This is a genomic window from Leeuwenhoekiella aestuarii, assembly GCF_004104055.1.
Classification (GTDB): Bacteria; Bacteroidota; Bacteroidia; order Flavobacteriales; family Flavobacteriaceae; genus Leeuwenhoekiella; species Leeuwenhoekiella aestuarii.
In genome coordinates this window covers 899,434-924,776 of the sequence record NZ_QOVJ01000001.1, presented here as the reverse complement: position 1 = coordinate 924,776, position 25,343 = coordinate 899,434, and the positions used below count along the sequence as shown (strand labels likewise).

General features: G+C 38.6%; 18 protein-coding genes. 3 read left to right on the top strand and 15 right to left on the bottom strand.

Going from position 1 to position 25,343, the window contains the following annotated elements; all coding sequences use genetic code 11:
* A complete protein-coding gene (locus DSM03_RS04115) occupies nucleotides 1-1,137 on the top strand; it encodes an alpha/beta hydrolase (protein ID WP_128759736.1) in 1,137 nt (378 codons plus the stop codon).
* Nucleotides 1,137-2,498, top strand: coding sequence for a DNA repair protein RadA (radA, locus tag DSM03_RS04110; RefSeq protein ID WP_128759735.1), 1,362 nt, complete (start codon nucleotides 1,137-1,139; stop codon nucleotides 2,496-2,498). The genes DSM03_RS04115 and radA overlap by 1 nt, the downstream gene beginning before the upstream one ends.
* A gap of 108 nt (nucleotides 2,499-2,606) precedes the next feature.
* On the opposite strand, the gene DSM03_RS04105 is transcribed toward radA, so the two are convergent.
* The 5 genes from DSM03_RS04105 to DSM03_RS04085 form a co-directional block, all read right to left on the bottom strand.
* The gene (locus DSM03_RS04105) at nucleotides 2,607-3,353 is read right to left on the bottom strand and encodes a succinate dehydrogenase/fumarate reductase iron-sulfur subunit (protein WP_073096144.1); all 747 of its coding nucleotides are present in this window, start codon (nucleotides 3,351-3,353) and stop codon (nucleotides 2,607-2,609) included.
* 22 nt (nucleotides 3,354-3,375) lie between these two features.
* Nucleotides 3,376-5,379, bottom strand: a complete 2,004-nt coding sequence (locus DSM03_RS04100) for a fumarate reductase/succinate dehydrogenase flavoprotein subunit (RefSeq protein WP_073096140.1) — start codon at nucleotides 5,377-5,379, stop codon at nucleotides 3,376-3,378.
* Nucleotides 5,380-5,382: 3 nt separating this feature from the next.
* Nucleotides 5,383-6,039 (bottom strand): succinate dehydrogenase cytochrome b subunit, encoded by a 657-nt coding sequence (locus tag DSM03_RS04095; protein WP_128759734.1) that lies wholly within the window; start codon nucleotides 6,037-6,039, stop codon nucleotides 5,383-5,385.
* A gap of 261 nt (nucleotides 6,040-6,300) precedes the next feature.
* Complete coding sequence (locus DSM03_RS04090) at nucleotides 6,301-6,690, bottom strand: DUF2721 domain-containing protein (protein ID WP_128759733.1); 390 nt, start codon at nucleotides 6,688-6,690, stop codon at nucleotides 6,301-6,303.
* A 5-nt stretch (nucleotides 6,691-6,695) separates the two neighbouring features.
* Nucleotides 6,696-9,611 (bottom strand): WD40/YVTN/BNR-like repeat-containing protein, encoded by a 2,916-nt coding sequence (locus DSM03_RS04085; protein ID WP_128759732.1) that lies wholly within the window; start codon nucleotides 9,609-9,611, stop codon nucleotides 6,696-6,698.
* Between the two features lie 188 nt (nucleotides 9,612-9,799).
* Between DSM03_RS04085 and DSM03_RS04080 the strand changes: the two genes are divergently transcribed.
* Entirely contained in the window at nucleotides 9,800-11,092 is a 1,293-nt protein-coding gene (locus tag DSM03_RS04080; protein WP_128759731.1) for an aminopeptidase P family protein, read from the top strand.
* 80 nt (nucleotides 11,093-11,172) lie between these two features.
* On the opposite strand, the gene DSM03_RS04075 is transcribed toward DSM03_RS04080, so the two are convergent.
* The 10 genes from DSM03_RS04075 to DSM03_RS04030 form a co-directional block, all read right to left on the bottom strand.
* Nucleotides 11,173-11,613: a hypothetical protein gene (locus DSM03_RS04075; RefSeq protein WP_128759730.1), complete on the bottom strand. Its 441-nt coding sequence runs from the start codon at nucleotides 11,611-11,613 to the stop codon at nucleotides 11,173-11,175.
* Nucleotides 11,614-11,734: 121 nt separating this feature from the next.
* The gene (locus DSM03_RS04070; RefSeq protein WP_128759729.1) at nucleotides 11,735-13,390 is read right to left on the bottom strand and encodes an Ig-like domain-containing protein; all 1,656 of its coding nucleotides are present in this window, start codon (nucleotides 13,388-13,390) and stop codon (nucleotides 11,735-11,737) included.
* 86 nt (nucleotides 13,391-13,476) lie between these two features.
* Entirely contained in the window at nucleotides 13,477-15,177 is a 1,701-nt protein-coding gene (locus DSM03_RS04065; RefSeq protein ID WP_128759728.1) for a nuclear transport factor 2 family protein, read from the bottom strand.
* A gap of 12 nt (nucleotides 15,178-15,189) precedes the next feature.
* Nucleotides 15,190-17,742, bottom strand: coding sequence for a TonB-dependent receptor (locus tag DSM03_RS04060; protein ID WP_128759727.1), 2,553 nt, complete (start codon nucleotides 17,740-17,742; stop codon nucleotides 15,190-15,192).
* Nucleotides 17,743-17,910: 168 nt separating this feature from the next.
* A complete protein-coding gene (pgi, locus tag DSM03_RS04055) occupies nucleotides 17,911-19,554 on the bottom strand; it encodes a glucose-6-phosphate isomerase (protein WP_128759726.1) in 1,644 nt (547 codons plus the stop codon).
* A gap of 1 nt (nucleotide 19,555) precedes the next feature.
* Entirely contained in the window at nucleotides 19,556-20,797 is a 1,242-nt protein-coding gene (locus DSM03_RS04050; protein WP_236638703.1) for a M23 family metallopeptidase, read from the bottom strand.
* A gap of 31 nt (nucleotides 20,798-20,828) precedes the next feature.
* Complete coding sequence (locus DSM03_RS04045) at nucleotides 20,829-21,782, bottom strand: tryptophan 2,3-dioxygenase family protein (RefSeq protein ID WP_128759725.1); 954 nt, start codon at nucleotides 21,780-21,782, stop codon at nucleotides 20,829-20,831.
* Nucleotides 21,782-22,558 carry a DUF3108 domain-containing protein gene (locus DSM03_RS04040; RefSeq protein ID WP_128759724.1) on the bottom strand — a complete coding sequence of 259 codons (777 nt, stop codon included), beginning with the start codon at nucleotides 22,556-22,558 and terminating at the stop codon, nucleotides 21,782-21,784. Before DSM03_RS04040 ends, DSM03_RS04045 begins: the two co-directional genes overlap by 1 nt.
* Before the next feature lie 135 nt (nucleotides 22,559-22,693).
* Complete coding sequence (gene hppD / locus DSM03_RS04035; protein WP_128759723.1) at nucleotides 22,694-23,854, bottom strand: 4-hydroxyphenylpyruvate dioxygenase; 1,161 nt, start codon at nucleotides 23,852-23,854, stop codon at nucleotides 22,694-22,696.
* 257 nt (nucleotides 23,855-24,111) lie between these two features.
* The gene (locus tag DSM03_RS04030; RefSeq protein WP_128759722.1) at nucleotides 24,112-25,272 is read right to left on the bottom strand and encodes a homogentisate 1,2-dioxygenase; all 1,161 of its coding nucleotides are present in this window, start codon (nucleotides 25,270-25,272) and stop codon (nucleotides 24,112-24,114) included.
* Nucleotides 25,273-25,343 lie beyond the last annotated feature (71 nt).

The window sequence follows — 25,343 nt, the reverse complement described above, 5'->3', positions numbered from 1 at the left end:
ATGAAAAAAACACTACTTCTATTCCTGCTTTTTTACAGCAGCCTCCAGGCACAAGTAATTTATGAATCTGTGCCTTCGGTTAAATTTAATGAACCGAGAAATGTAAAGATTCAGCTGCCGCGAAATTACGAAGCAAACAAAGACAAAAGTTACCCCGTAATCATCACTTTAGATGGCGATTATCTTTTTGAACCGGTTGCCGGTAGTGCAGATTACTACAGCTATTGGGAAGATATGCCTCAAGCTATAGTTGTAGGTATTATGCAACCTAACCGAATGGATGATTCAGTGTACGACGAGACTAATTTTTTACCTACAAACCAGAGTGCCGATTTTTTTGAATTTATAGGAATGGAATTATTTCCTTGGCTGAATAAACAATACCGGCTTGCTCCTTTTAATGTAATCGTTGGGCACGATGCTACAGCAGGTTTTGCCAACTATTATTTGATGAAAAATCCACCACTGTTTAATGCGTATATTTCGTTAAGTCCAGATTTAGCACCTCAAATGGCAGAGCGCCTTACTAATGTTTTGAGCCGCATCGAACAACAAATTTTTTACTATCAAGCCACCGCAAGTGAAGACATTCAATCGCTACGGGAAGATGTGCTCGCATTAGACCAGTCTCTAAAAGCCATAGAAAATGATAAGTTTCACTATTATTTTGACGATTTTGACGACGCTACGCATTATTCTTTAGTTGGCCGTGCGATCCCGAATGCCCTAGGAAAGGTATTTTCAGTATACAGACCGGTTACTAAAAAAGAGTTTACAGATGTTATACTCAAATCTGATTCTCCGTATAATTATCTGATTGAAAAATATGCGATTATCGAAAATCTTTTCGGTTTAAAAGATCAGATCCGCATTAATGACTTTATTGCTGTAGCTGCTGCTCTAGAGCAAAAATCAGATTGGGATGGCTTTGAAAATTTAGGCAAACTAGCCCGTAAAGAATACCCCGAAACGATTCTGGGAGCTTACTACTTAGGAAGATCTTACGAAGGAAACGGGGAACCTAAAAAAGCATTGCGTACGTATGAAGGAGCGCTAGTTCTTAAAGAAATTGGAGATATTAATAAAGATATACTTGTTGCCCGAGCGCAGCAAATTAAAGATGATTTTGGATATTAATGGCAAAAACTAAAACCACTTTTTTCTGTCAAAATTGCGGTGCACAATTTGCAAAATGGCAAGGGCAGTGTACCTCCTGCAAAGAATGGAATACCATCGCAGAAGAAGTTATACAAAAAGCAGAAAAATCAAGCTGGAAAACCGAAGTGCCCACTTCAAAACGTGTGGCAAAACCCCAACGCATTCGGGAGATTGACACCACTAAAGATGCCAGATTAAACACGCTAAACAAAGAATTGAATCGGGTTTTAGGTGGTGGTTTGGTTCCCGGCTCTTTGACGCTTCTAGGAGGCGAACCCGGTATCGGGAAAAGTACGCTAATGCTACAAATTGCATTGACCCTTCCTTATAAAACCCTTTATGTTTCTGGAGAAGAAAGTGCACAACAAATTAAAATGCGCGCAGAACGTATAAATCCAAATGCTGATAACTGCCTCATTCTAACGGAAACCAAAACTCAAAACATTTTTAAGCAAGTTGAAGAGGTAGAACCTGATATCGTAATCATAGACTCTATTCAAACGCTTCACAGCGACTACATAGAAAGCGGAGCAGGAAGCATATCACAAATACGAGAAACTACCACAGAGCTCATTAAATTTGCCAAGGAAACCGCTACGCCGGTAATTTTAATTGGTCATATCACTAAAGACGGAAACATTGCCGGGCCTAAAATCCTGGAGCATATGGTAGACACTGTTCTACAGTTTGAAGGTGACCGCAACCATGTTTATCGAATTCTGAGAGCACACAAAAACCGTTTTGGCTCAACAAATGAGTTGGGTATTTACGAAATGCAAGGAAGTGGACTCCGAGAGGTTTCCAATCCATCTGAGATTCTAATTTCTAAAAATGACGAGGACTTAAGCGGAACGGCCATTGCTGCAACTTTAGAAGGCATGCGTCCACTAATGATAGAAATACAAGCTTTGGTAAGTACCGCAGTTTACGGCACCCCACAGCGCAGTGCTACGGGCTACAATGCTAAGCGTCTCAATATGATTTTGGCAGTGCTTGAAAAACGTGCGGGATTCAGACTTGGGGCTAAAGATGTGTTTTTAAATATAACCGGTGGAATTTCAGTAGATGATACTGCGATTGACCTCGCTGTAGTTGCCGCTATATTATCAAGTAATGAAGATATTTCGGTAGCAAAAGATATATGCTTTGCAGCGGAAGTGGGTCTAGCTGGCGAAATAAGACCGGTAACTCGTGTAGAACAACGCATTCTAGAAGCTGAAAAGCTTGGCTTTGGCACGATAATGATTTCAAAATACTGCAAAGTTCCTAAGAATAATTATGGTATTACTATCATACGCGTCGCTAAGATGAATGATGTGGTGGAGTGGTTGTTTGGATAAAACATAACTAACCGGATTTCTCATAATTTGAAGACTAATAAAACTAAAAACCCCCGATAGTTTTAAAAACTATCAGGGGTTTTTTATGATTTCCGCTTTGCGAAATTTTTATCCTTTTGAGGTAGCGCTTAAGTACTCACGATTCATACGAGCGATGTTTTCTAAAGAAATTCCTTTAGGGCACTCTATCTCACAAGCCCCGGTATTTGTACAATTTCCGAAACCTTCCAAATCCATCTGGCGTACCATATTTTCTACACGTTCTACAGCCTCAACCTGACCTTGTGGCAACAATGCATATTGAGAAACTTTAGCCGAAGTAAATAACATCGCACTTGCATTTTTACAAGCAGCAACACAAGCGCCACAACCTATACATGTAGCTGCGTTGAACGAGTCGTCTGCATCGTGCTTATTTACCGGAATACTGTTTGCATCAATAGTATTACCTGAAGTGTTCACAGAGATATAACCACCTGCGTGTTGAATACGATCAAAAGCAGTACGATCTACAATAAGGTCTGTTACTACCGGAAATGCAGTTGCTCTAAACGGCTCAATAACGATGGTATCTCCATCATTAAATTTACGCATGTGCAACTGGCAGGTAGTTACTAAACGGTCTGGCCCGTGAGGCTCACCGTTAATCTGCAAAGAACAACTTCCGCAAATACCTTCGCGGCAATCGTGATCAAACTCTACAGGAACTTCTCCTTTATTTATAAGCTCTTCGTTAAGAACATCAAGCATTTCAAGAAAAGACATATCGCCCTCAATCCCATCTATCTGATAGGTCTTCATCGCTCCTTTTGCCTTAGCGTTTTCCTGACGCCATATTTTCAGTGTTAACTTCATAGTAAAAGTTATCTTTTAATTATTATTTATATGAACGTGTTTTAACCTCGATATTCTCAAAGGTCAACTGTTCTTTATGCAGTTTTGCTTCGCGTGGATTCTCGTTATATTCCCAAGCAGATACAAAACTAAAATTCTCATCGTCACGTAAAGCTTCACCTTCTGGAGTTTGATACTCTTCTCTAAAGTGACCTCCGCAAGATTCATTTCTAGTGAATGCATCTTTAGCAAAAAGCTCACCTAGTTCTAAGAAATCTGCTACTCTTCCGGCTTTTTCAAGCTCCGCATTTTTAGAATCTAACGTTCCTGGCACTTTTACGTTTGCCCAGAAATCTGCACGTAATTCAGCGATTTCATCCATTGCTTCCTGAAGCTCTTTTGCATTACGAGCCATTCCACATTTATTCCACATGATCTTACCTAATTTCTTATGGTAATAATCTACAGAATGCTGTCCGCTACCATTCATAAGCTTTTGCATACGGTCGCGTACATCTTTTTCTGCCTGATCAAATTCTGGAGAATCTGTTGGAATTTTTCCTGTTCTAATATCTTTAGAAAGGTAGTCTCCTATTGTGTATGGCAGTACAAAATATCCATCTGCAAGACCTTGCATCAATGCTGAAGCTCCAAGGCGGTTAGCGCCATGATCAGAGAAATTTGCTTCTCCTGCTGCATAACAACCCGGTATTGTGGTTTGTAAGTTATAGTCTACCCAAAGACCACCCATTGTATAGTGAACTGCAGGATAAATCATCATTGGAGTTTCATATGGATTCTGATCTACGATTTTCTCATACATCTGAAATAAGTTACCATACTTAGCCTCTACCACTTCTTTACCAAGCTTAATCACTTCTTCTTTAGAAGGATTTTTATGCCCTGAAGTAAATGCTTTTTCTTTTCCGTAGCGCTCAATCGCACTTGAGAAATCTAAGTAAACTGCTTCTCCTGTTTTGTTAACGCCAAAACCGGCATCACAACGTTCTTTTGCAGCTCTTGAAGCTACATCACGAGGAACCAGGTTACCAAAAGCAGGATAACGACGCTCTAAATAATAATCTCTTTCGTCTTCAGAAAGATCAGTAGGTTTCTTTTTACCTTCTCTAATTGCAATCGCATCTTCTTTCTTCTTAGGAACCCAGATACGACCATCATTACGCAAAGATTCTGACATCAACGTCAATTTTGACTGATGATCTCCAGAAACCGGAATACACGTTGGGTGAATCTGCGTATAGCAAGGGTTTGCGAAATATGCTCCACGACGGTGCGCTCTCCACGCTGCCATTACATTACTTCCCATTGCGTTAGTAGAAAGGAAGAACACATTACCATAACCTCCACTAGCTAAAACAACTGCGTGAGCAGCATGTCTTTCTATCTCACCGGTAACTAAGTCACGAGCTATAATACCTCTCGCTTTACCATCAACCAAAACAAGATCTAACATCTCGTGACGGTTGAATGATTTTATCTTACCACGGTTGATCTGACGGTTCATCGCAGAATATGCTCCTAAAAGCAACTGCTGACCGGTTTGTCCTTTAGCATAAAATGTTCTGGAAACCAAAACTCCACCAAAAGAACGGTTATCTAATAACCCCCCATACTCTCGTGCAAAAGGCACACCTTGTGCAACACACTGGTCAATAATGTTACCTGAAACTTCCGCAAGACGGTAAACGTTTGCTTCACGAGAACGGTAGTCACCACCTTTTACAGTATCGTAAAATAAACGGTAGTTAGAATCCCCATCTCCCTGATAATTCTTTGCCGCGTTGATACCTCCCTGAGCAGCAATAGAGTGTGCTCTACGCGGAGAATCCTGATAGCAAAAAGTCTTTACATTGTAGCCCAATTCTGCTAAAGTTGCAGCTGCACTACCACCTGCTAAACCGGTACCCACAACGATAACATCTATATTACGTTTGTTAGCCGGGTTAACGAGATTGATATCGTTTTTATGTTGAGTCCACTTATCTGCAAGTGGTCCTTCTGGTATATTTGATTTTAATTCTGACATCGTCTAGTGATTAAAATGGTGAAACAACGCGATGAAAATAAATCCTGCAGGAATAACTATAGCATAAACCTTTGCGAATTTCTTTAAAGCTGTCGCGTATTTGTTATTGAAGCCAACTGATTGAAACGAAGACGCAAAACCGTGATACAGGTGAAGCGCTAAGAATATGAACGAAAGCACATACAAACCTGTTCTTACAGGACTGTGGAATTTTTCAACCAACTCCCCATAATAACGGGTAGCATCAGCCGGGTTACCTTCAATATATTTGTAAGCGATTTCCGGAAACCAAAAGTCATAAAAGTGAAGCCCTAAAAAGGCTAAAATTACTATACCTGAATAAATCATATTACGACTTACCCAACTAGAGTTTGCACTACCCTTATAGCTCACATAACTGATCTGACGAGCAGAACGGTTACGTATTTCAAGAATAAAACCCATCACAAAGTGAAAAATAACCCCAAAAATTAGCACGGGTTGAAGAATTGCCTGTACCAGAAAATTGGTTCCCATAAAATGAGAAAACTCATTAAATGTTTCAGGACTGAAGGTCGACGTGAGGTTAATTGTAAAATGCTGACCTAAAAACAATACAAGGAACAAACCTGAAAGTGCCATGGCAACTTTTCGGGCGATAGAAGAGGAAATGATTCCCATTTAATTACGTTTTTTATTTAGTGGCACAAAAATACGGCTCAGCAGGTTGTTTCACAAACTTTACCCCCCCTTTTGGAATGGTTTTAAATAAAGCCGAAAATGTTTAAGAGTTCACACGAAAACCTTTGAAATATAAGAGTTCCCTTAAACAAAGAATTGGAATCAAGTGTGCTATTGATAAAACCTAAACGCTTTCTGAACCAGAAAAATAAATAACTAACCAGTCGATTAAATTCAAGTTAAACTGATTTGTAAACCCATTCAATCATCCATGTCATTCAACTGAATTTCAAGTGCCTGAGTACTTAATTGCACTTCTATAAAAGACAATGTCAAAGAAACAATAAGCGCTATCAAACTGATCCCGAAGAAAATATTAGCCCAAATTGACTTTTCAATGTAGATTAGAAACATCGTGATTACGGCCAGAAGAAAGCTCACGATCGCCATCGCCTGCATAGCTTTTATAATGCCCAGACGTTTGCGCAATTGTTTGATTTGCTTTTTTACGGGACTCGATGACTGGTTCTGATACCGCTTGTGCAACTCTCTAATTAATGCTGCTATTGCTAAATACCTGGCATTATAAGCTAGCATAGTTAGTGATATTGCCGGAAACAGCAATGCCGGTATACTTAAGTTCAGCTCCATCCTATTTAATCTTCTTCTGGTGCATTTGCAGCTGCCTCAGCACGATCTCTGCGACGACTTCCCTCTTCTACTTTTAGAGCTGTAGTTTCTGTATTTCCTGCCGCTTTAATCTCAACTTCATAAGAGCCGGGCGGAAGATAAAAAATTCCATTTTGAGCCTTTTCAATTTGTAAATCTTTAATTTCTTTTTCTAAATATTTCTTACCTGATTCTGAAATACTCAAATCGTAAGAACTATAATTAAAGCCTTTACTCACATCAACCTGCCAAGTCTTTAAGGTTTTACCCCCTGTGCTCTTAAGAGTTATTGTGGCATTTCCACTTTGTGGTGTATAAAAACCGAAAGTGATCTCAGGAGTATTTGCTGAACTCCACGCACTCCAAGAACGCCCCCAATTTGTTGAATAATTTACTGGGTCAACTTTAAAAACTTGTAAATTTTCAGCTTTTTGAGAATCAAAATTTTGAATATCATTAAGATTAGTAATGTAAATTGATCTTCCGTGAGTACCCACAACCAGATCGTTTGCTTCGGTTTGAACAACCATATCGTGAACCGCTACATTAGGCATACTTCCGTCTAATAATTGCCAGGTGTTTCCTTTATTTAAACTCACATAACTTGCATCGTCTGTACCTAAATAAAAAATATCTTTTTTTACTGGATCTTCAATAATTACATTAATAGGAGACAGGGGTAAATTTCCGCTGATGTCTTTCCAGCTTTTTCCATAATCCTCACTTACATAAACATAAGGCGCAAAATCGTCGTAGCGATATCCGTTTAGCGTAGCATAAACTCTAGATTTTTTATGTGCCGAAGCTGTAACCTTACTCACCCATAAGTCCTGAGGAAGCGTTTTTGAAATAACGCTCCAGCTTCCTCCGGCATCTTGTGTCACCTGAATCAAACCATCATCACTACCCGTATAAATTAAACCGAATTGAAAAGGAGATTCACTAATTGTTGTCAAGGTCCCGTAGGGTACATTTCCTTTTTTTCCGCCAGCTGTGAGATCTGGAGAAATCGCCGTCCAATCATCACCCTGATTCATAGAACGCATCAGCTTATTTCCGCCCATGTATAAGATATCCTGATTGTGAGAAGAAAGCAGAATAGGGGTTTCCCAATTGAATCGATACGGAGCTTCACCTACATCATGACTGGGTTTTATAAATTGACGCTCTCCTGTTTCCAGATTCACGCGATTATAATACCCAAACTGTGAACCTGCATAAACTATATTGCTGTTGCGACGATCAATTTGCACTTGCATACCATCACCACCACCTATGGATTTATAGGGGTATTGACCATCAGCCTCATAATCTTTAGAGTAAGAATAGGTATGTGGCCCCTTCCACGTACCATTATCCTGTAAACCCCCATACACATTATAGGGCTTTTCATAATCTACATTTATCGCATAAAATTGCGCCAGTGGCATCGAGTTTAATTTTGACCAACTCTTTCCGGCGTCGTAAGACATATTGAGTCCACCATCATTACCATTAATCAAATGGTCTGGCATTTTAGGGTCAACCCAAATCACATGATGATCAACGTGTACATTGGGCTCATTGATATAGGTAAACGTTTTCCCGCCATCTGTAGATTTTATAAGTGGAACACCAACTAAGTAAATTTCATTTTTATCCTGAGGGTTTACATCCATCTCTGCAAAAACGTAACCATAAGAATAGAAAAAATCATCAATATAGCCTTCGTGAGTTTTACTCCAAGTAGCTCCACCATCTTCAGAAAGGTAAATTTCGGCGCCTACTACTTCTCCTTTAGATTCAGAAGCATTTTTATCATAAGTGTATAAGAACAGATCAGCCGGTTTCAGCTCATCGCTTTTTATCATCTTATAAACCTTTTTAGCATCATACTGCCTCGGAAAGCGATTATTACGTAAATAATCACTCAACGACTCCTCATCCAAAGCTAAAAAAGTGGCTTTAGTCATCGTCTTAAAAACTTCAGGTTCTAAAGACTCGTCTCCCTTCTCTTCATTTTTTTCTTTTGATTCCTCTCTTATAAACTGACTATCGTGAATCGCATATATGGTATTCTCATCAACAACCGCCACACCAATTCGACCAACCCCTTCTCCCTGCGGAAATCCATTACCGGTAGTCACTAACTCCCAACTATCTCCTGCATCTGTAGATTTGTAAATCCCGGAATTCTCACCAGACCCTCTAAAATCCCAAGCCATGCGCTCCCGGTCCCAGGCGGTAGCATACATTACATCGGGATTATCTGGGGCTTCAGCAAGACATATAATTCCTGTTTCATCACCTATATATAATTTTTTATCCCAAGTGTCACCGCCATCTGTTGTTTTAAAAATACCGCGCTGCTCGTTAGGTGAATACAAATGACCCAAAGCACCCACAACCGCAACATCAGGATTCGATGCATCAAGAACAATATCGCTGATGTGATGGGCATCTAAAAGTCCTTTTTGTTCCCATGTTTTGCCATTATCCGTACTTTTTAAAATACCGATTCCGGCATAAGAAGAACGCGATGAAATCGTCTCTCCGGTTCCCGCCCACATTATACCATCTGTCCAGTTTACTGCAATATCACCTACATTTTGAGTAGGTGCACTATCAAAAACTGATTCAAAGGTATTTCCGTTATTCACGGTGTGCCAGATACCTCCTGTCGCATACGCGACATAAAATTCTGTACTGTTTTCAGGATTAACCTCTATATCAACCACACGACCACTCATTATAGTAGGTCCTATATTTTTAAAAGGAATATTTTTTACTAGAGAATTTTCGAGCATTTGCTCTTTTAAAGTCAGTGTTTCCTGTAAAGCATTTTCCGAAGTAGCCGATTGTTGCGCTTGAACATTTAGCAGAAAACTAAAAAGTAAGATAATTGGTAGAAATCTTGATCGCATAGAGAAGAGTTTTATGCTTCTAAAAATAGTGATTTGCACAACAAAGACCTAGTTATGACCATGTTTTTAAATACAAATATCCCCTTTAATGAGCGAAAGAAAAACCTTCTATTAAAAAGGGAGGCTCGTCACTTTATTTCAGCATCGCTTTAATTTCCTTTACCTTTGAAAAAATTCAAATTACAACTATGAAATACGACTTAATAGACCGTAATCTTTTTATAAAAAATCGCAAGGATTTTATGGCTGCAATGAAGCCAAATAGCCTTGCTGTTTTCAACAGTAACGACATTTATCCTATAGGTGCAGACAGCACCATGCCTTTTCAGCAAAACCGCGATTTATTCTTTTTAAGCGGAGTAGATCAGGAAGAAAGTATCTTAGTTCTTTTTCCTGATTGTCCTAAAGCGAAGCATCGCGAAATTTTATTTTTAAAGGAAACCAATGAGCACATCGCTGTATGGGAAGGCGAAAAACTCACTAAAGAAAAAGCACTAGAAGTTAGCGGTGTTGAAACTGTATATTGGTTACAGGAATGGGATAAGATTTTTTATGAATTGATGACACAGGCCGAAACCATTTACATCAATACCAACGAACATTACCGTGCAAATGTAGAGACCGAAACTCGAGAGGCTCGTTTCAACAAAGCGATTAAAGAACAATATCCTGCTCATAGTGTAGCTAAGAGCAATCCTATCCTGCAGCGTTTACGTTCTGTAAAAGACCCAATTGAACTTGACATTATGCAACAAGCTTGCAATATCACCGAAAAAGGTTTTAAACGCGTTTTACAGTTCACTAAACCCGGTGTGATGGAGTATGAAATAGAAGCCGAATTTATGCACGAGTTTTTGCGTAACCGCTCTAAAGGCTTTGCGTACACACCTATTGTAGCCTCAGGCAACAATGCCAATGTATTGCATTATGTTGTGAATAATTCTGAATGTAAAGCCGGAGATTTAATTCTGTTAGACATTGGTGCTGAATATGCAAATTACAGCAGCGATATGACCCGTACGATTCCGGTATCCGGTAGGTTTACCGATCGTCAAAAGGACGTTTATAATGCTGTTTTACGCGTAAAGAAAGAAGCTACAAAAATGCTCACTCCAGGAAACTTATGGGGTCCTTATCATGAAGAAGTAGGCAAACTAATGACTTCAGAATTGTTGGGTCTTGGCCTACTGGACAAAGCCGATGTTCAAAACGAAAACAAAGATTGGCCGGCTTATAAAAAATACTTTATGCACGGTACATCACACCATATAGGTCTGGACACCCATGATTATGGACTACTTCACGAACCGATGCACGTAAACAATGTATTTACCGTTGAACCGGGAATTTACATTCCTGAGGAAGGTTTCGGGATTCGATTGGAAGATGATGTAGTAATTCAAGAAAACGGAGAGCCGTTTAATCTGATGCGAAACATACCACTTGAAGTGGAAGAGATTGAAGACTGGATGAATCGTTAGACAAAAAAAACCCTTCGATTGGCAAGCTAATCGAAGGGTTTTTTATCTAAATACTTATGTCTCTGAACTCAAGTCTATTATTAAAACCAGTTAGACCAAGGAATCATATATAATACACAAGCAAGTGCAAGTGTATAGAAAATCGCCAAAAGTTTAAATTTAGGCTTAGAAGTCAATTTCTTCTTATGCTTACTATAGCCAACCGTAATAAATATTACGGCAAGTATCATTCCTATTGGATGCTCCACCACATACAAGCGTAAATTAGGATCGCTCATCGCTGCGCTCATGCCTTCAGAAGCTATGGCTTTTGCTCCAAGTGGAGAAACAAAATAAAGCACGATCCCGATTAATAATTGGATGTGTGTAACGATCAACGTAAATAATGCTAATCTAAAATCCCGAGCTCCAAATTCTTTATTTCCAAAATAAGAAACCAGTGAATTGATTACGGTTATAGTAAGTACAATGAGGACCAAATAAGCCCAATACGAGTGTACAAATTGAATGGTGTTATACATAGTCTGATTTTTGAAATTCAAAGATAACTTTTTGGCTTGAAAACAACCGAAAAGTAAAGAACAGATAGCAAAAAACCCTTTCTAAATGAAAGGGTTTTATAAATCATAACATAAAAGCTAACTACTCCCAAGTATTCTCAGCTGCGGTTCCTCCCCAAATTAAAGTTGCTAAATACGGGTTGTCAATAAATGGATTACGAACTCCCTGTGCACCTTCAATTACTCCGTTTCGCTGACGTTCAAAATCTGAAACCGGGTCTTCACGATTCCACTTTAAGAATAAATCTAGTGTTCCTATTTTAGTATAGTCTTCTCCGTAGCGTATATTTAAATAAAGTACCATACGCGCCACATCACCTTTCCATTCATCTCCTGGAAACCAAGAATTGCCGTTGACCAACGCATATTCTCCACTTCCATCTGTATACGGGTAATTAAGACGAAGAGAGTTGATCGCGTCATCTGTAGAGCGTAAATGATGTAAATCTGTAACTGCGTTTGCAGTTGCTAAACGCGACTGCGGAAAAATATGTTCGGTATTAAAAGTTTGAGGTGAGTAGGAATTACTCCCTGAGGTATACTCTCTACGATCTCTGCTTTCACCGGTATACATCAGTATAACATTTGCAGGATTATCTAAATCTGCATCTGCATCGTATAAATATTCGTGACGCTCAAAATACGTAAGAATCGTAGTATGCATCTCCTGTGTAAGCGTGCGGAGCACAGTGAAATTTAGATCTTCATCTGTAGTAAGCGCTAAATCTCCGTAATAGTATTCAAGTACCGCTGGAATATTAACATCAAGACCATCTACAAGCTTAATAGTTATTGTGGCAGTTACACAAGACGGTGCCTCATCATCATCACACAACGTATAAACAATGGTTTCTTCCCCTATAAAATCATTTGAAGAAGTATAGGTGATCGTACCATCTTCATTAAGCGTTGCAGATCCAGATCCCGAGTAACTGATCTCAGTCACAACAGCATCGTCAATCAAATCATCATTATCAGTAAAACCCTCTAAGGTTAACGTCTGATTTTCTTGTCTAAACACAAACTCGTCATCAACAGCGACAGGAGTACCTTCGTCTATAACCGTGATGGTAATAGTGGCTGTAGAGCAAACCGGAGTTTCATCATCATCGCAAATGGTATATGTAAATGTATCTTCACCTGCATATCCATTAGACGCAGTATACGAGATCGAACCATCCTCATTTAAAACTGCAGAACCATTAGTGCATGTTAAATCCAACTCTGTTACTATTGCATTATCCAGCAGTTCATCATTTTGAAGGTAGTTATTTATTTTAAAAACGCTATTTTCCTTTACTTCATAGCTATCAGCTACGGCAATAGGATCTGAACCTGTTACAGTAACAGTAACGGTAGTAGAAGAGCAATTTACCGGAGTCAGTGCATCACACAAAGTATATTCAAAAGTATCCTCACCTGTAAAATTACTAGGTGGCGTATAAGTAAAAGAACCGTCTCTGTTATCCAAAATAGTTCCACCTTTTGAAGACTCTTTATCGATTTCAGAAACTCTTCCAAAATCAAAGATGGTATCATTATCTAGTAAGTCATCAAAAGTAATTGATTCATTTTCACCTGTCGTATAAGAATCAGCCTGTGCCACGGGTTTATCAACTTCAGTTTCTGGATCTGGAGTTTCCGGAGAATCATCACCGCCACTACAGCTTAAAAGTAAAAGCACAAAAGCGGTATTAAAAAAGCGGATCGCATTTCTTTTAAGGTTTATCTTTTTCATAAATAAAATATTGGTTTTCAATATAGCTATAGAAAAGAAAACCTCCTACAGTAGTGTAGGAGGTTTTACTTAAAGTAATTTATATATTACTGTAATACCCACGCCCCATCTGTTTTGATCAGATAGAAAGTTTCAGTAGTATTAGAACCGTTGTAAATGTCAAATGTAACCGCATATTTCTGACCTTCTGCAGCTGAAGGGGCAATCTCATCAAGAAGAACATTCATTCCCTCTACGATCATATCATCACTCCAATAAGCAGCATTACCACTACGACGATCTAAGTTTCCATATTGCGCCATACTTGCTGTTTGAGCAGGATATTCTGCAGCAAGAGCATCTGCTATTAATATGTAATCTGCACCTGCAAGTGAATAAGCGATAGTATTATCTGGCACCCAAGTTGAACCATCATTACCAAACTGTAAAGAAGACTCTACCACACTAGGAATATTCACAAAAGATCCATTTTTAAATACAAAGTTTGCATATTCTGTTGATGTAGAACCATCATAAAAAGCGTAAGCAACAGCTACAAAATCGCCCTCTTCTGCGTAAGGAAACTCTCTACCTAAGAAAATTTGTAGCTTATAGATAGCCTCGTCCTCATCATCAAAATTAGGGAATCTTTGCTCCATCTCTGTGTAATCTTCAGACTCTAAAGTAAAGGGCTTATTCCAGGTATTGTTTGCATATGCATAAACTGCAGTTGCCTCAATAGTAGAAACTGAAGCAGTCTCATCTATTACAAAAGTATCTCCTTCTTTAATTACAGAAGAAACTTGGGTTGAAACTGCACCGTTATAAATCGCATAAGTCAATTCAAATTTATTCCCTTCTGCAGAATCAGGATATTGAGCATCTAGAACAATATTAAATGCTTCAAGCAACATTGCAGGACTCCAATAGTTGTCGCTAGTTTCACGAACATCAAAGCTACCAAATTGACCAGCATTAGCTGCAGGTCCCGGATATGCTGTAGCTAACTGTGTAGCTGCCAATTCATAATCTGAATCAACAAATTCGTAAGCTACACCGCCAACTGCAACATAAGCGTTACCATCAAACTGAACAGTCATACTTTCAGCACCAGCGCTTCCATCATAAATTGCATAAGAAACACTGTACTTTTGACCTGAAACATTGTCAAAATTATCAGCTAATACAATATTGATAGCCTCAAGGATCATATCATCAGACCAGAAAGAATCACTTCCATCTCTCTTTTCAAAATTGCTGTATTGAGCTGCACTTGATGCAGGATCAGGATAAGCATCAGCCAATTCATCACCTATCAAGTCAAAATCATCTGCATCAAGTGTATAAGCGATTTCGTCAGCTAATACCTGATACGTAAGATTTACATAATCTCCATTTTCAGCTTGTGGGTATTTAAGATCCAGAAAATCCTGAACATCATCTAAACCAGAAAAATAAGCCTCTGAAAGACCAGCTTCTTCATAATCTGCCGCATTCACAGCATAATCCTGAACACGTATAGGATCATAAATATTAAAGCTAACATTGGCCAATGAACCAGCTCCTAGTACCGGAAAGTTATTTTTAAGCACCTGAGGTATTAAAGCCTTAGCATCGTCAAGGCTACTAAAGTTACCAAATGAAAGCTCTAAATCTTCGTAGTCATCATCAGTTAACGTATAATCCAATACAGTGCTGATACCAGGCTCATTTGCAGCCAGGCTATCATTTATATCCTCTACAGGATCGCAACCCACAGACATAACGCCTATGGTAATTACAACGATTAAATAGTTAAATTTTTTCATTTCAATTTTTTATTAAAAATTAATTTTTGCTCCTACAGTGTATGTTCTACCAGGACCGTAGTAAACTAATGCTGTTTCAGCAACAGAACCATCACCATCTTGCGCGTCAGAAATATACTCAGTACCTAATACATTGAACACGTTAGCATTTATTTGTGCATTAAATCCACCAAAATTAAATCTGTGTGTTAAGCCCAAGTCAAATACTCCGTAATCTGGCATCTCCCAAGTTTGTGGCAAACCTTCTACGCTACGACCAGTTACGTCATAATCGGCATAGTAATTACCTGCATAGTTAAATGAAGCTCTTACAGTTGTTGAAGCAAGCACAGCATAATCTGCACCTAATGCAAAGGTAGTTTGTGCTGAGTTACCCACTTTCACACCCTCTAAAAAGATATCAATTGGGTCTCCAATAGGATTTTGTTGATCGTCAAAAACCTGAACATTAGTTACATTATTATCCCATTGCCAGTCTCCCAAAGATGCCATACCAGTCAAGGTTAAAGTCTCTATAGGACGGTATTGCAATTCTAATTCAACACCCTGGTGTAGTGCGTCTACCCCTAAAATATTTGCGGTGTATTGAATAGTGTTGGCTGTTCTTGTTATAGTATATGATCTATCCATCCATTTAGTACGATATACATTCAAGTCAGCTCTAAAATTATCTGTTCTTAAGCCATAACCTAGTTCTGCACTAAATATCTTTTGGTTTTCGGCATCCTCATTTACAACATTTCGATTGTTTATAAAAACCGCTTCATTAAATGGAGCTCGTTCAAAATACCCTACATTTGCAAATACATTATTTACATCATCCAGACGATAATTAATACCTCCTTTAGTACTAAAAGCTGTAAAGTTTATCCAATCTGTTTCTCTTAACGGATCGTCTGGTGTATACTTATAATAATCTTCTCTTTTGTAAGAAGTGTTGTTACCTGCAACAGAAATCACAGCAGAAATAGCATCTTTGTTATATTCTGCCTGAGCAAATAACCCTTGCCAGTTAGTATAACCGGTGTCATTATAGTTATACTTATCCCCTTCTCTAACAACTCTGTTAGGATTATTTACATCACTATTATCTAAATAAAAAGCAGCTCCTAAAAGATCAGTTAATTCTGTATAGTGATCCCCTCTGTAAAAACGCAAATCTACACCTGCAGTTAAATCTATATATTCAGAAAGTTCTGTATTGTATGTTGACAAAGCACCATACCACTGGTGGTTGTTTCTTGAAGCTCTCAAGAAAGTTTCAGCACTTGTTGCCTGACCTAAAGCCTTATTTTCTGCAACGATCTTATCAAGATTTACAGGTCCAAATTCTTGATCACGATAGTTTGTATCGTATTTCCCGAATTTATTAGTACCCGCAGTACCTCCGCCACCTCCAGTACCTATAGAATAGTAAACTGAAGTAGTTAATGATGAAATATCATTAATTGTCCAATAATGGTTTAACGACATCTGTGGCTTATGGTAGAAGTTGTCTTCAATATTTACCAGCTGACCATTTTTATAACCATAATCTGTATTGGTACGTATACCACGATCACTTCTTCTATAATCGTCTATTAACAATCGATTTTGACGCTGGCCGTGACGTTGTGGCGCTCCAAAAGCAGTAAACGACAATTCGTGATTATCACCGATTTTTTTTGCTAGGTTTAAAAAGTAAGAATAAGCATCAATTGTAGTAGCATCTACAAACTGCTCTCCAGTAGTTCTAGAAAGACTTACCGTAGCCGCCCAATCATTTTCTAACATCCCTGTAGAAAGTGTAAAGCCATATTTTGTATAACCATCATTACCTGTGGTCATCATTACATTTCCACCTTTATTGATGTCAGTAGCTTTTGTAACAATGTTTACAGTACCTCCAATAGAAGGAAGACCTATCATTGCCGCACCAAGACCTCTTTGTACCTGCATAGAACTAGTTACATCAGATAGACCTGCCCAGTTACTCCAATATACACGACCATTTTCCATATCGTTTACCGGAATACCGTTTATCATTACCGCAACGTTTTCAGAGTTAAAACCACGTACACGCAGTTCTGCATCTCCAAAACCACCACCACCTCGGGTTACATAAACACCAGGAGTTGTTTTTAGGATTTCAGGAAATTCCTGACTACCCAATTCATTCTGAATGGTCTCAGCTTTAATTGTAGAAACTGCAACCGGTGTTTTACGATCAATTGCTAGAGAATACGCTTTGACAATTACCTCATCAAGGGCATCAGAATCCATTTCCAACTGGACCGTCCCAAGATCTATTACTTTTTTACCAGACAAATCAAAAGCAATAGTAGAAGGCTTAAACCCTACGTAAGAGACACGTAAAGAACCTGCATTATCAACAACCTGAATTTCGAAAACTCCGTCAAAATCAGTTGATACTCCGTTAGTTGTTCCTTCAACAACTACGTTTACTCCAGGTAGCGGCGTACCATTTTCACCGTCTACTACAGTACCACGAATTGTTCCTTGTGCTTGCATAAAGGCTGTAAACAGAAGAAACACAAGTGTTAGTGAACTTGTAATTTTTTTCATTGTGCTTGTTTAAATTTAGATTTTGCGCAAAAGTCTTAATAAAGACCTAATTAAATATTAACGCAATGTTAAGAATAACATCTCAACAGCGTATGTGCTATTTTAACCCCTAAATATTTTAAATTAATATTTAACAGTTAAAAATCTAAATCCAAATAAGCGTAAAATTTACTCTTTAAATGCTTTAATTAAAGCTGTTGTTGAGGAATCATGGGAAGCTATAGTCTCTGAATTTAAATCAGTTAAAACATTTTTTGCCAACTGTTTTCCTAACTCAACACCCCACTGGTCATAGCTAAATATGTTCCATAAAATACCTTCGGTAAAGATCTTATGCTCATATAACGCTATCAACGCACCTAAACTTTCTGGAGTTAGCTTATCAATAAGGATTGTTGTAGTAGGTTTATTACCATCAAAAACCTTAAATGGAACCAATTTCTGAATCGCATTAGCATCCATATCAGAAGCTTCTAATTCTGCCCTAGCTTCAGCTTCTGTTTTACCATTCATTAAAGCTTCAGTTTGCGCAAAAAAGTTAGCCATCAACTTATTATGGTGATCTACATCACCATGTAATGAATGTTTATAGCCAATAAAATGAGTAGGAATAATTTTAGTTCCCTGATGTATCAACTGAAAAAATGCATGTTGTGAATTGGTTCCCGGTTCTCCCCAAACTATTTGCCCCGTTTGATAATCTACGTGCTTTCCATTACGGTCCACACTTTTACCGTTACTTTCCATAATTGCCTGTTGAAGGTAAGCAGGGAAACGGTGTAAATATTGTGTATAAGGAATAATCGCTTCACTTTCTGCACCAAAGAAATTGTTGTACCATACTGTTACAAGCGCCAGTATTACTGAAATATTCTCATCAAGTGGTGTGTTTTTGAAATGCTCATCAGCTTTATGAGCGCCAGCAAGCATACTCTCAAAATTGTTGTAGCCCACCGCCAAAGCAATAGAAAGCCCTACCGAACTCCATAATGAGAAACGACCACCAACCCAGTCCCACATTGTGAAAACATTATTAGGGTCTATGCCAAAATCTTTAACGGCAGTCTCATTTGTAGAAACGGCAACAAAGTGTTTTGCGACAGCCTCACCGTCTGCTACAGCACCAGAAACTTTACCTAAAAACCATTTACGTGCAGTATTAGCATTAGAAAGTGTTTCTTGAGTTGTAAAGGTTTTAGATACGATCACAAACAAGGTTGTTTCCGGATTTAAAGCTTTTAGAGATTCGTGAACGTGATCGCCATCTACATTAGATATGAAATGAACTTTTAAATGGTTATGGTAATATGCTAAAGCTTCAGCAACCATAACAGGACCAAGATCAGAACCTCCAATACCTATATTCACCACATCGGTAATTGCTTTACCAGTATATCCTTTATGTTCACCACTAATAACAGTGTCGCAAAAACCCTTAATTTTTGCTTTTACTTCGTTTACTTCAGGAATTACATCTGCTCCATCAATCTTTACATTTGCTGTACTGGGCTGACGAAGAGCCGTATGCATTACTGCACGACCTTCAGTCTCATTTATTTCGGCTCCGCCAAAATAAGCTGCCTTAGCTTCCTCAAGATTCATTTCTTTAGCTAGATCCAGCAATAAAGATTTTGTCTCTTCAGTGATCCTGTTTTTACTGTAATCCACATAAAAGTCTTCCCACTTCAAAGTAAAAGCTGCTGCCCTTGATTGATCTTCAAAGAGTTTCTTCATTTCGACATCTTTAATGTCTTCAAAATGTGCCTGAAGTGCTTTCCAGGCTTTTGTCTTAGTAGGATTTACTTTTTGCATTTTATGTTGATTTTTGGAAGGTTATTGCATCTAATTGCGCTCTCAAAGGAGCTATAAATTCAAAATATTGAGGTTGTAGTTCTTCTGCTAAAGGCTCTGAAGTAGGTAAATCTATAGCAAATGGATTAACTTGCTTACCGTTTTTCCAAAAACGATAGCAAACGTGAGGTCCACTGGTATTACCAGTCATACCTATATAACCTATTACTTCTCCTTGTCGCACATAATCACCTCTGCTAACTGCACGTTTACTCATGTGTAAATACTGCGTATCATAGGTTTTATTGTGCCTAACTTTCACATAATTTCCATTACCACCTCTGTATTCTGAAGCGATTACCGTACCGTCTGAAGTCGCCATAATCGGAGTTCCTACAGGAGCAGCAAAATCGGTTCCCTTATGTGGACGAATACGATTACCATAATACGCGATTCTGCGCTTTAAGTTATAGCGAGACGAAATACGCCCGAATTTAAGCGGACTTTTTAAAAAAGCTCTTCTTAAATTATCTGCATGCTGATCATAAAAGTCTCTGTTACCATCATTAACCGAATCATTCTGATACGCAAAAGCATAAACAGGTTTGCCTTTGTGCTCAAACCAACTTGCTTTTATTTCTCCAAATCCTGCCGGAATGGTATCATTGATAAACTTCTCAGTATAAATTACTTTAAATCTATCCCCTTCTTGAAGACGGAAGAAATCAATAGTCCAGGCATAAATATCTGCCATTTTATAAGCCACTAAAATATTCACACCAAGATCATCAAAAGTAGAAGAAAGGTTACTATTTATAACACCGCTTACCACACGTTCCTTAACCGTAACTGGTCTTTTTTTAGCGGCAGCTTTTACAACCTCATCAGCAAAATCAAGCACGACATAATCTATCTTGTTTTCCTCATATATAAAAACTTTTGCCTGATTTGCAGAATCCTTACTTTTAAGTAAGGTATATGGCTTACCTACAAGAATTTTACGTGTATCAAAAGTAGACTGTACGGTGTCTGTAATTTGTTGAATAGTCCCGTAATCAATACCATTTTCAAACAAAATCTGACCAAAACTATCCCCAGACTGCACGGTATCTGATATCACCTCATAATCATCTAGCACATAACCAAACCTTTTATTAACAGGCTTCTTTACTTCTTGTACTTCCGGTTTTTTTTCTATTTTTTTATCATCAGCACAACTCATTAAAGTGAGTACAGCCAGCAATACGAGACTAATTTTTTTCAATTTAGGGTATTTGAAATTTTAATGTTTTTATTTAGATATTCTGTCCCCAGTTTGCGCGTTCTTCTTCAGACCACAAATCAGGGAAAAATATGCGTTTCTGATATTTGGGATGCATATATTTTACCCAATCACTACCGCCTGTTGCCTCTAACGGCTCTTTACCTTGACTTAAATAATGAAGGGCAGTATGGTAGTGCGACATAACCCACTTGATATTTACTGTGTAATCATAGTGACGCATCGCTTCAAGCAATGTTGCATCCTTTTGATCAGAAAGTGGCAAGGTTTTAAATCTGGCCCACAAATTTAGGGTTTTGTATTGTTTTAGAAAACGAATGAAGGCTTCCTTATATTTTAATTCAAATGCTTTTAACGTATACGTTTTATCGCCGGTCTCATAATCTTTGCCGGCTGCTTGCCAATATAAATGCTCAAAGACTTTATCGTAGTAGCTCTCATCTGTAACTTCTTCATTTTTGAAGCTTTCGCGGAAACGTGCATCTATAAGATTTATGAGTTCAGTAGAACCAAACTCTACAAAGCGATACTGCGCACTTTGAAAACCACTTGCAGGACTTAAGGTTCTTCTGAATTTGAGATACTGCTCCATATTCATCCCTTCTCGCATAATATTAAAAGAAGAAGTAAGCATATCAAAGTATCTGCTGATGCGATTTAACTTTTCTGAAAAGAAAACCACATTCAAGTCTTTCTCATAAGCGACCTGCTCAATTTCCCATAAAATCATTTTAAAAAGCAGTTCGTTGATCTGATGATACATAATAAAAACCATTTCATCAGGAAGAAGAGTACGCTGGTTTTGAAGACTTAATAAGGAATCAACCTGAATATAATCCCAATAATTTATGGGCTTACTATGTGCGAATCCTTCTAATTGATGATTCAGGTTTTGACCCATTGCATCAAATTTTTCTCTAAGCGCTTCTAATTGTTGATCTGTCTCCAGACTGCTTTTATGCGTCATTAATCTTGTATAATATAGAATGGATGTTTAAGGCCTTTATATGCTTCAATCTCTGCTTTTAAAGAGCCTACCGCTAAATCTGCTTTGATTTGCAAAGGTATTTTATTTTGATCATCACTAATCCAAACCGTAAGACTTTCTTTTTCTTTAAAAACACGTCCTGCCTGAACATACGGTCTAAAAATCAAGCTGTTTACCTTTCCGAATTTGGTCTTAATCACTTCACGTCCTAAAAACTTGAGTTTAAACTTAAAGTTTTCCTGATCAAAAAACATATTGATTACTGTCTCATCACCTTCTTTCAGGTTTTTCGTATCGATCGAATTACGCAGGTAGTAAAAACTGGATACCATATCGTGAATGGAAGGCTCTGTTTTATAGGTATTGATTTCATTATGCTTTTTATCATTTACCGTAGCCACTTGAGCTTTCTGATCAAAGTCAATTACCTTATCTTTTGTATGTCCTCCTTCATCTATTTTACGAATAAAACGGTACGGTAAAGTGGATTGTTTATCAATATAAGTTTCATAATAGTCTTCAACACCAAAAAATAGCTTGGTCATACCCGTCGTCACACCTTTTCCTTTTATATAATATACCGGCTTGCTATTATAAGTATCGTTTGTAACCGAAAGAGTTGCCTCACCTGCTTTCCACCAGCCACTATAACTTATACGGAATTTGAACCACTCTCCATCTTCAAAAGCAGGCTCCTGTGCACTGGCAGAAACCAATACTAAAAGCGTAAGAAATAAAACATAATATTTTTTCATAGCGATCTGATTTAAGCACAACAACACTGTTGTAACTTATGCTTTTACAAGAGTTATTCCAAAAGTAGCCAAAAGCTAAAAATCCCTGCTTGAATACAAACAGGGATTTTAAAATTTTATTATTACATACTTAAATTAAAGCGTTCCCCGCTGAGCCTGCTCACGCTCAATAGATTCAAAAAGTGCTTTAAAATTACCCGCGCCAAAACCTTTAGCCCCCATGCGCTGAATGATTTCAAAAAACAAAGTAGGTCGGTCCTGAAGCGGCTTGGTAAAAATCTGTAGTAAATAGCCTTCTTCATCGGCGTCTACCAGTATTGAAAGTTCCTGCAATTTGTTAAGATCCTCTTTCATAGTATCCATATGTGCACCCAATCTGCGTGGAATATCATCATAATAGGCTTGTGGGGGCGGTGGCAGAAATTCCACACCTCTGGCTTTTAATGCCGAAACCGTCTGCACTATATCATCTGTCGCCACGGCAAGATGCTGTACCCCTGGACCTTCGTAAAAATCCAAATACTCTTCGATCTGTGATTTTTTTATGCCTTCTGCCGGTTCATTGATTGGAAACTTAATGCGTCCATTGCCGTTACTCATTACTTTACTCATCAAAGCCGAATATTCGGTGGTGATTTGCTTATCATCAAAAGTCAGGAAGTTTACAAATCCCATTACCTCTTCATACCATTTTACCCAGGTATTCATCTCGCCCCAGCCTACATTACCCACCATATGGTCAATGTATTTTAAGCCGGTAGGCTCCGGGCTGTAATCAGACTCCCATTTTCTGTAGCCGGGCATAAAATGTCCATTATAGTTTTTACGCTCAACAAACATATGCACCGTCTCTCCATAGGTGTAAACCCCGGAACGCACGACTTCGCCTTGCTCATCAGTTTCAACTTTGGGCTCCATAAAGGGTTTTGCACCGCGTTTTGTGGTTTCTTCAAAAGCGCTTCGCGCATCTTCTACCCAAAGGGCAACCACTTTTACGCCGTCGCCGTGTTTTACGATATGATCATTAATCGGCGAATCGCTGTTAAGCGGTGAAGTAAGCACCAGACGTATTTTATCCTGTTTTAAGACATAACTCACCCGATCTTTTTGACCGGTTTCCAGACCGCTATATGCGAAGGATTGAAAGCCAAAAGCGGTTTTATAGAAATGTGCCGCCTGCTTGGCATTACCTACATAAAATTCTACATAGTCGGTACCCAGAAGCGGGAGAAAATCCTGTGCTCCTTCAAATATTTTTTCGAGTCCGTAGTCAACGGATTTTAGTTCCTTACCCATAGTTATTCGGTATTTCTAATTTCTTGTTTATTATTTGTTGAATCGTGGATCTGTTTAATCGTTTTAAAACTTCGTATTTCCACTTTCATATTTCTTATTTCAAGTACTATTCGTTTATTCCATAATTCGCTGATTAACCTAGCCCTGATTGCAGCGGCATCCTTTTTACCGGTTGCTGAGTGATTTGCTGGCGGCAAATTATATCGAAGCACCGAGAAAAAGATATAGCGGAAAGCAGGTATCAGCTCCTGAAAAATCTAGTGAGGCAACCATGATTTATAATAGCTCTCATCTGCTATAGGCATCGCATCTTCGCAAATTTGCAAGGGTTTGAAGGTATCTACCATTACCGCCAATTCTTCGGTTTCGGTTTTGCCAATGCTACGCTCAGTTGCTCCAGGATGCGGCCCGTGCGGAATACCTGCAGGATGCAGCGAAATGTGCCCGGCTTCAATATCATTGCGGCTCATAAAATCACCATCTACATAATACAGCACCTCATCGCTGTCAATATTACTGTGATTGTAAGGTGCCGGAATACTTTTAGGGTGGTAATCGTATTTACGCGGACAAAAACTGCACACTACAAAAGCGCTGGTCTCAAAAGTCTGGTGCACCGGTGGCGGCTGGTGAATGCGCCCGGTAATAGGCTCAAAATCGTGAATGGAAAACGCATATGGATAATTGTAACCATCATAGCCCACCACATCAAACGGGTGTGTAGCATAAATCATCTCAAACAAATCGTTCTGCTTTTTGATTTTCATCAGGAAATCCCCGGTCTTATTGTTGGTTTCCAATTCATACGGTCTGCGTAAATCCCGTTCACAAAAAGGAGAATGCTCCAGCAATTGACCAAACCAGTTGCGGTAGCGCTTGGGTGTATAAATAGGATGTCGTGATTCTACAATAAACAGACGGTTGTCGCTGTCGTCAAAGTCCATTTTATAGATTGTGCCGCGTGGCACTACGATATAATCGCCGTATTTGAAATCGAGATTTCCTAAATGACTGCGAAATTTTCCACTCCCGCGATGTACGAAAATGAGTTCGTCTGCATCGCTATTTTTATAAAAATAATCCTGAGTTTTATTTTGCGGCGCTGCCAAAATTATGGTGCAGTCGCTGTTGGTTAGTACCGGTTTGCGACTTTCGAGATAATCACCTTCGGGTTTGATCTCAAAACCTCTGAAGCGATACGATTGAATGTGATTTGCCTTAGCGATCTTAGGCTTTATGTTTTTACTTCCCTTAATTTCCTTAACCTGCGTGGGACGCTGCTCGTGGTACATATTGCAGTACATCCCATCAAAGCCAATGGTGCCAAAAAGCTGCTCATAATACAGATTGCCGTCAGGCTTTCTAAATTGGGTATGCCGCTTATGCGGGATCTTACCGAGTTTATGATAAAAAGGCATAATTTATATTTTTCTTCGAAAACGTTATCGTTGTTTACAAATATCGTAAAATCGAAAGCGTTTTGGGCTAA

What these genes read in the sequence shown, in the direction of transcription:
- DSM03_RS04100 (WP_073096140.1), bottom strand. Translation starts at nt 5,379, where the DNA reads ATGTCAGAATTAAAATCAAATATACCAGAAGGACCACTTGCAGATAAG.
- DSM03_RS04045 (WP_128759725.1), bottom strand. Translation starts at nt 21,782, where the DNA reads ATGACGCATAAAAGCAGTCTGGAGACAGATCAACAATTAGAAGCGCTT.
- pgi (WP_128759726.1), bottom strand. Translation starts at nt 19,554, where the DNA reads ATGCAAAAAGTAAATCCTACTAAGACAAAAGCCTGGAAAGCACTTCAG.
- radA (WP_128759735.1), top strand. Translation starts at nt 1,137, where the DNA reads ATGGCAAAAACTAAAACCACTTTTTTCTGTCAAAATTGCGGTGCACAA.
- DSM03_RS04115 (WP_128759736.1), top strand. Translation starts at nt 1, where the DNA reads ATGAAAAAAACACTACTTCTATTCCTGCTTTTTTACAGCAGCCTCCAG.
- DSM03_RS04070 (WP_128759729.1), bottom strand. Translation starts at nt 13,390, where the DNA reads ATGAAAAAGATAAACCTTAAAAGAAATGCGATCCGCTTTTTTAATACC.
- DSM03_RS04105 (WP_073096144.1), bottom strand. Translation starts at nt 3,353, where the DNA reads ATGAAGTTAACACTGAAAATATGGCGTCAGGAAAACGCTAAGGCAAAA.
- DSM03_RS04080 (WP_128759731.1), top strand. Translation starts at nt 9,800, where the DNA reads ATGAAATACGACTTAATAGACCGTAATCTTTTTATAAAAAATCGCAAG.
- DSM03_RS04040 (WP_128759724.1), bottom strand. Translation starts at nt 22,558, where the DNA reads ATGAAAAAATATTATGTTTTATTTCTTACGCTTTTAGTATTGGTTTCT.
- DSM03_RS04075 (WP_128759730.1), bottom strand. Translation starts at nt 11,613, where the DNA reads ATGTATAACACCATTCAATTTGTACACTCGTATTGGGCTTATTTGGTC.
- DSM03_RS04095 (WP_128759734.1), bottom strand. Translation starts at nt 6,039, where the DNA reads ATGGGAATCATTTCCTCTTCTATCGCCCGAAAAGTTGCCATGGCACTT.
- DSM03_RS04030 (WP_128759722.1), bottom strand. Translation starts at nt 25,272, where the DNA reads ATGCCTTTTTATCATAAACTCGGTAAGATCCCGCATAAGCGGCATACC.
- DSM03_RS04065 (WP_128759728.1), bottom strand. Translation starts at nt 15,177, where the DNA reads ATGAAAAAATTTAACTATTTAATCGTTGTAATTACCATAGGCGTTATG.
- DSM03_RS04090 (WP_128759733.1), bottom strand. Translation starts at nt 6,690, where the DNA reads ATGGAGCTGAACTTAAGTATACCGGCATTGCTGTTTCCGGCAATATCA.
- hppD (WP_128759723.1), bottom strand. Translation starts at nt 23,854, where the DNA reads ATGGGTAAGGAACTAAAATCCGTTGACTACGGACTCGAAAAAATATTT.
- DSM03_RS04060 (WP_128759727.1), bottom strand. Translation starts at nt 17,742, where the DNA reads ATGAAAAAAATTACAAGTTCACTAACACTTGTGTTTCTTCTGTTTACA.
- DSM03_RS04085 (WP_128759732.1), bottom strand. Translation starts at nt 9,611, where the DNA reads ATGCGATCAAGATTTCTACCAATTATCTTACTTTTTAGTTTTCTGCTA.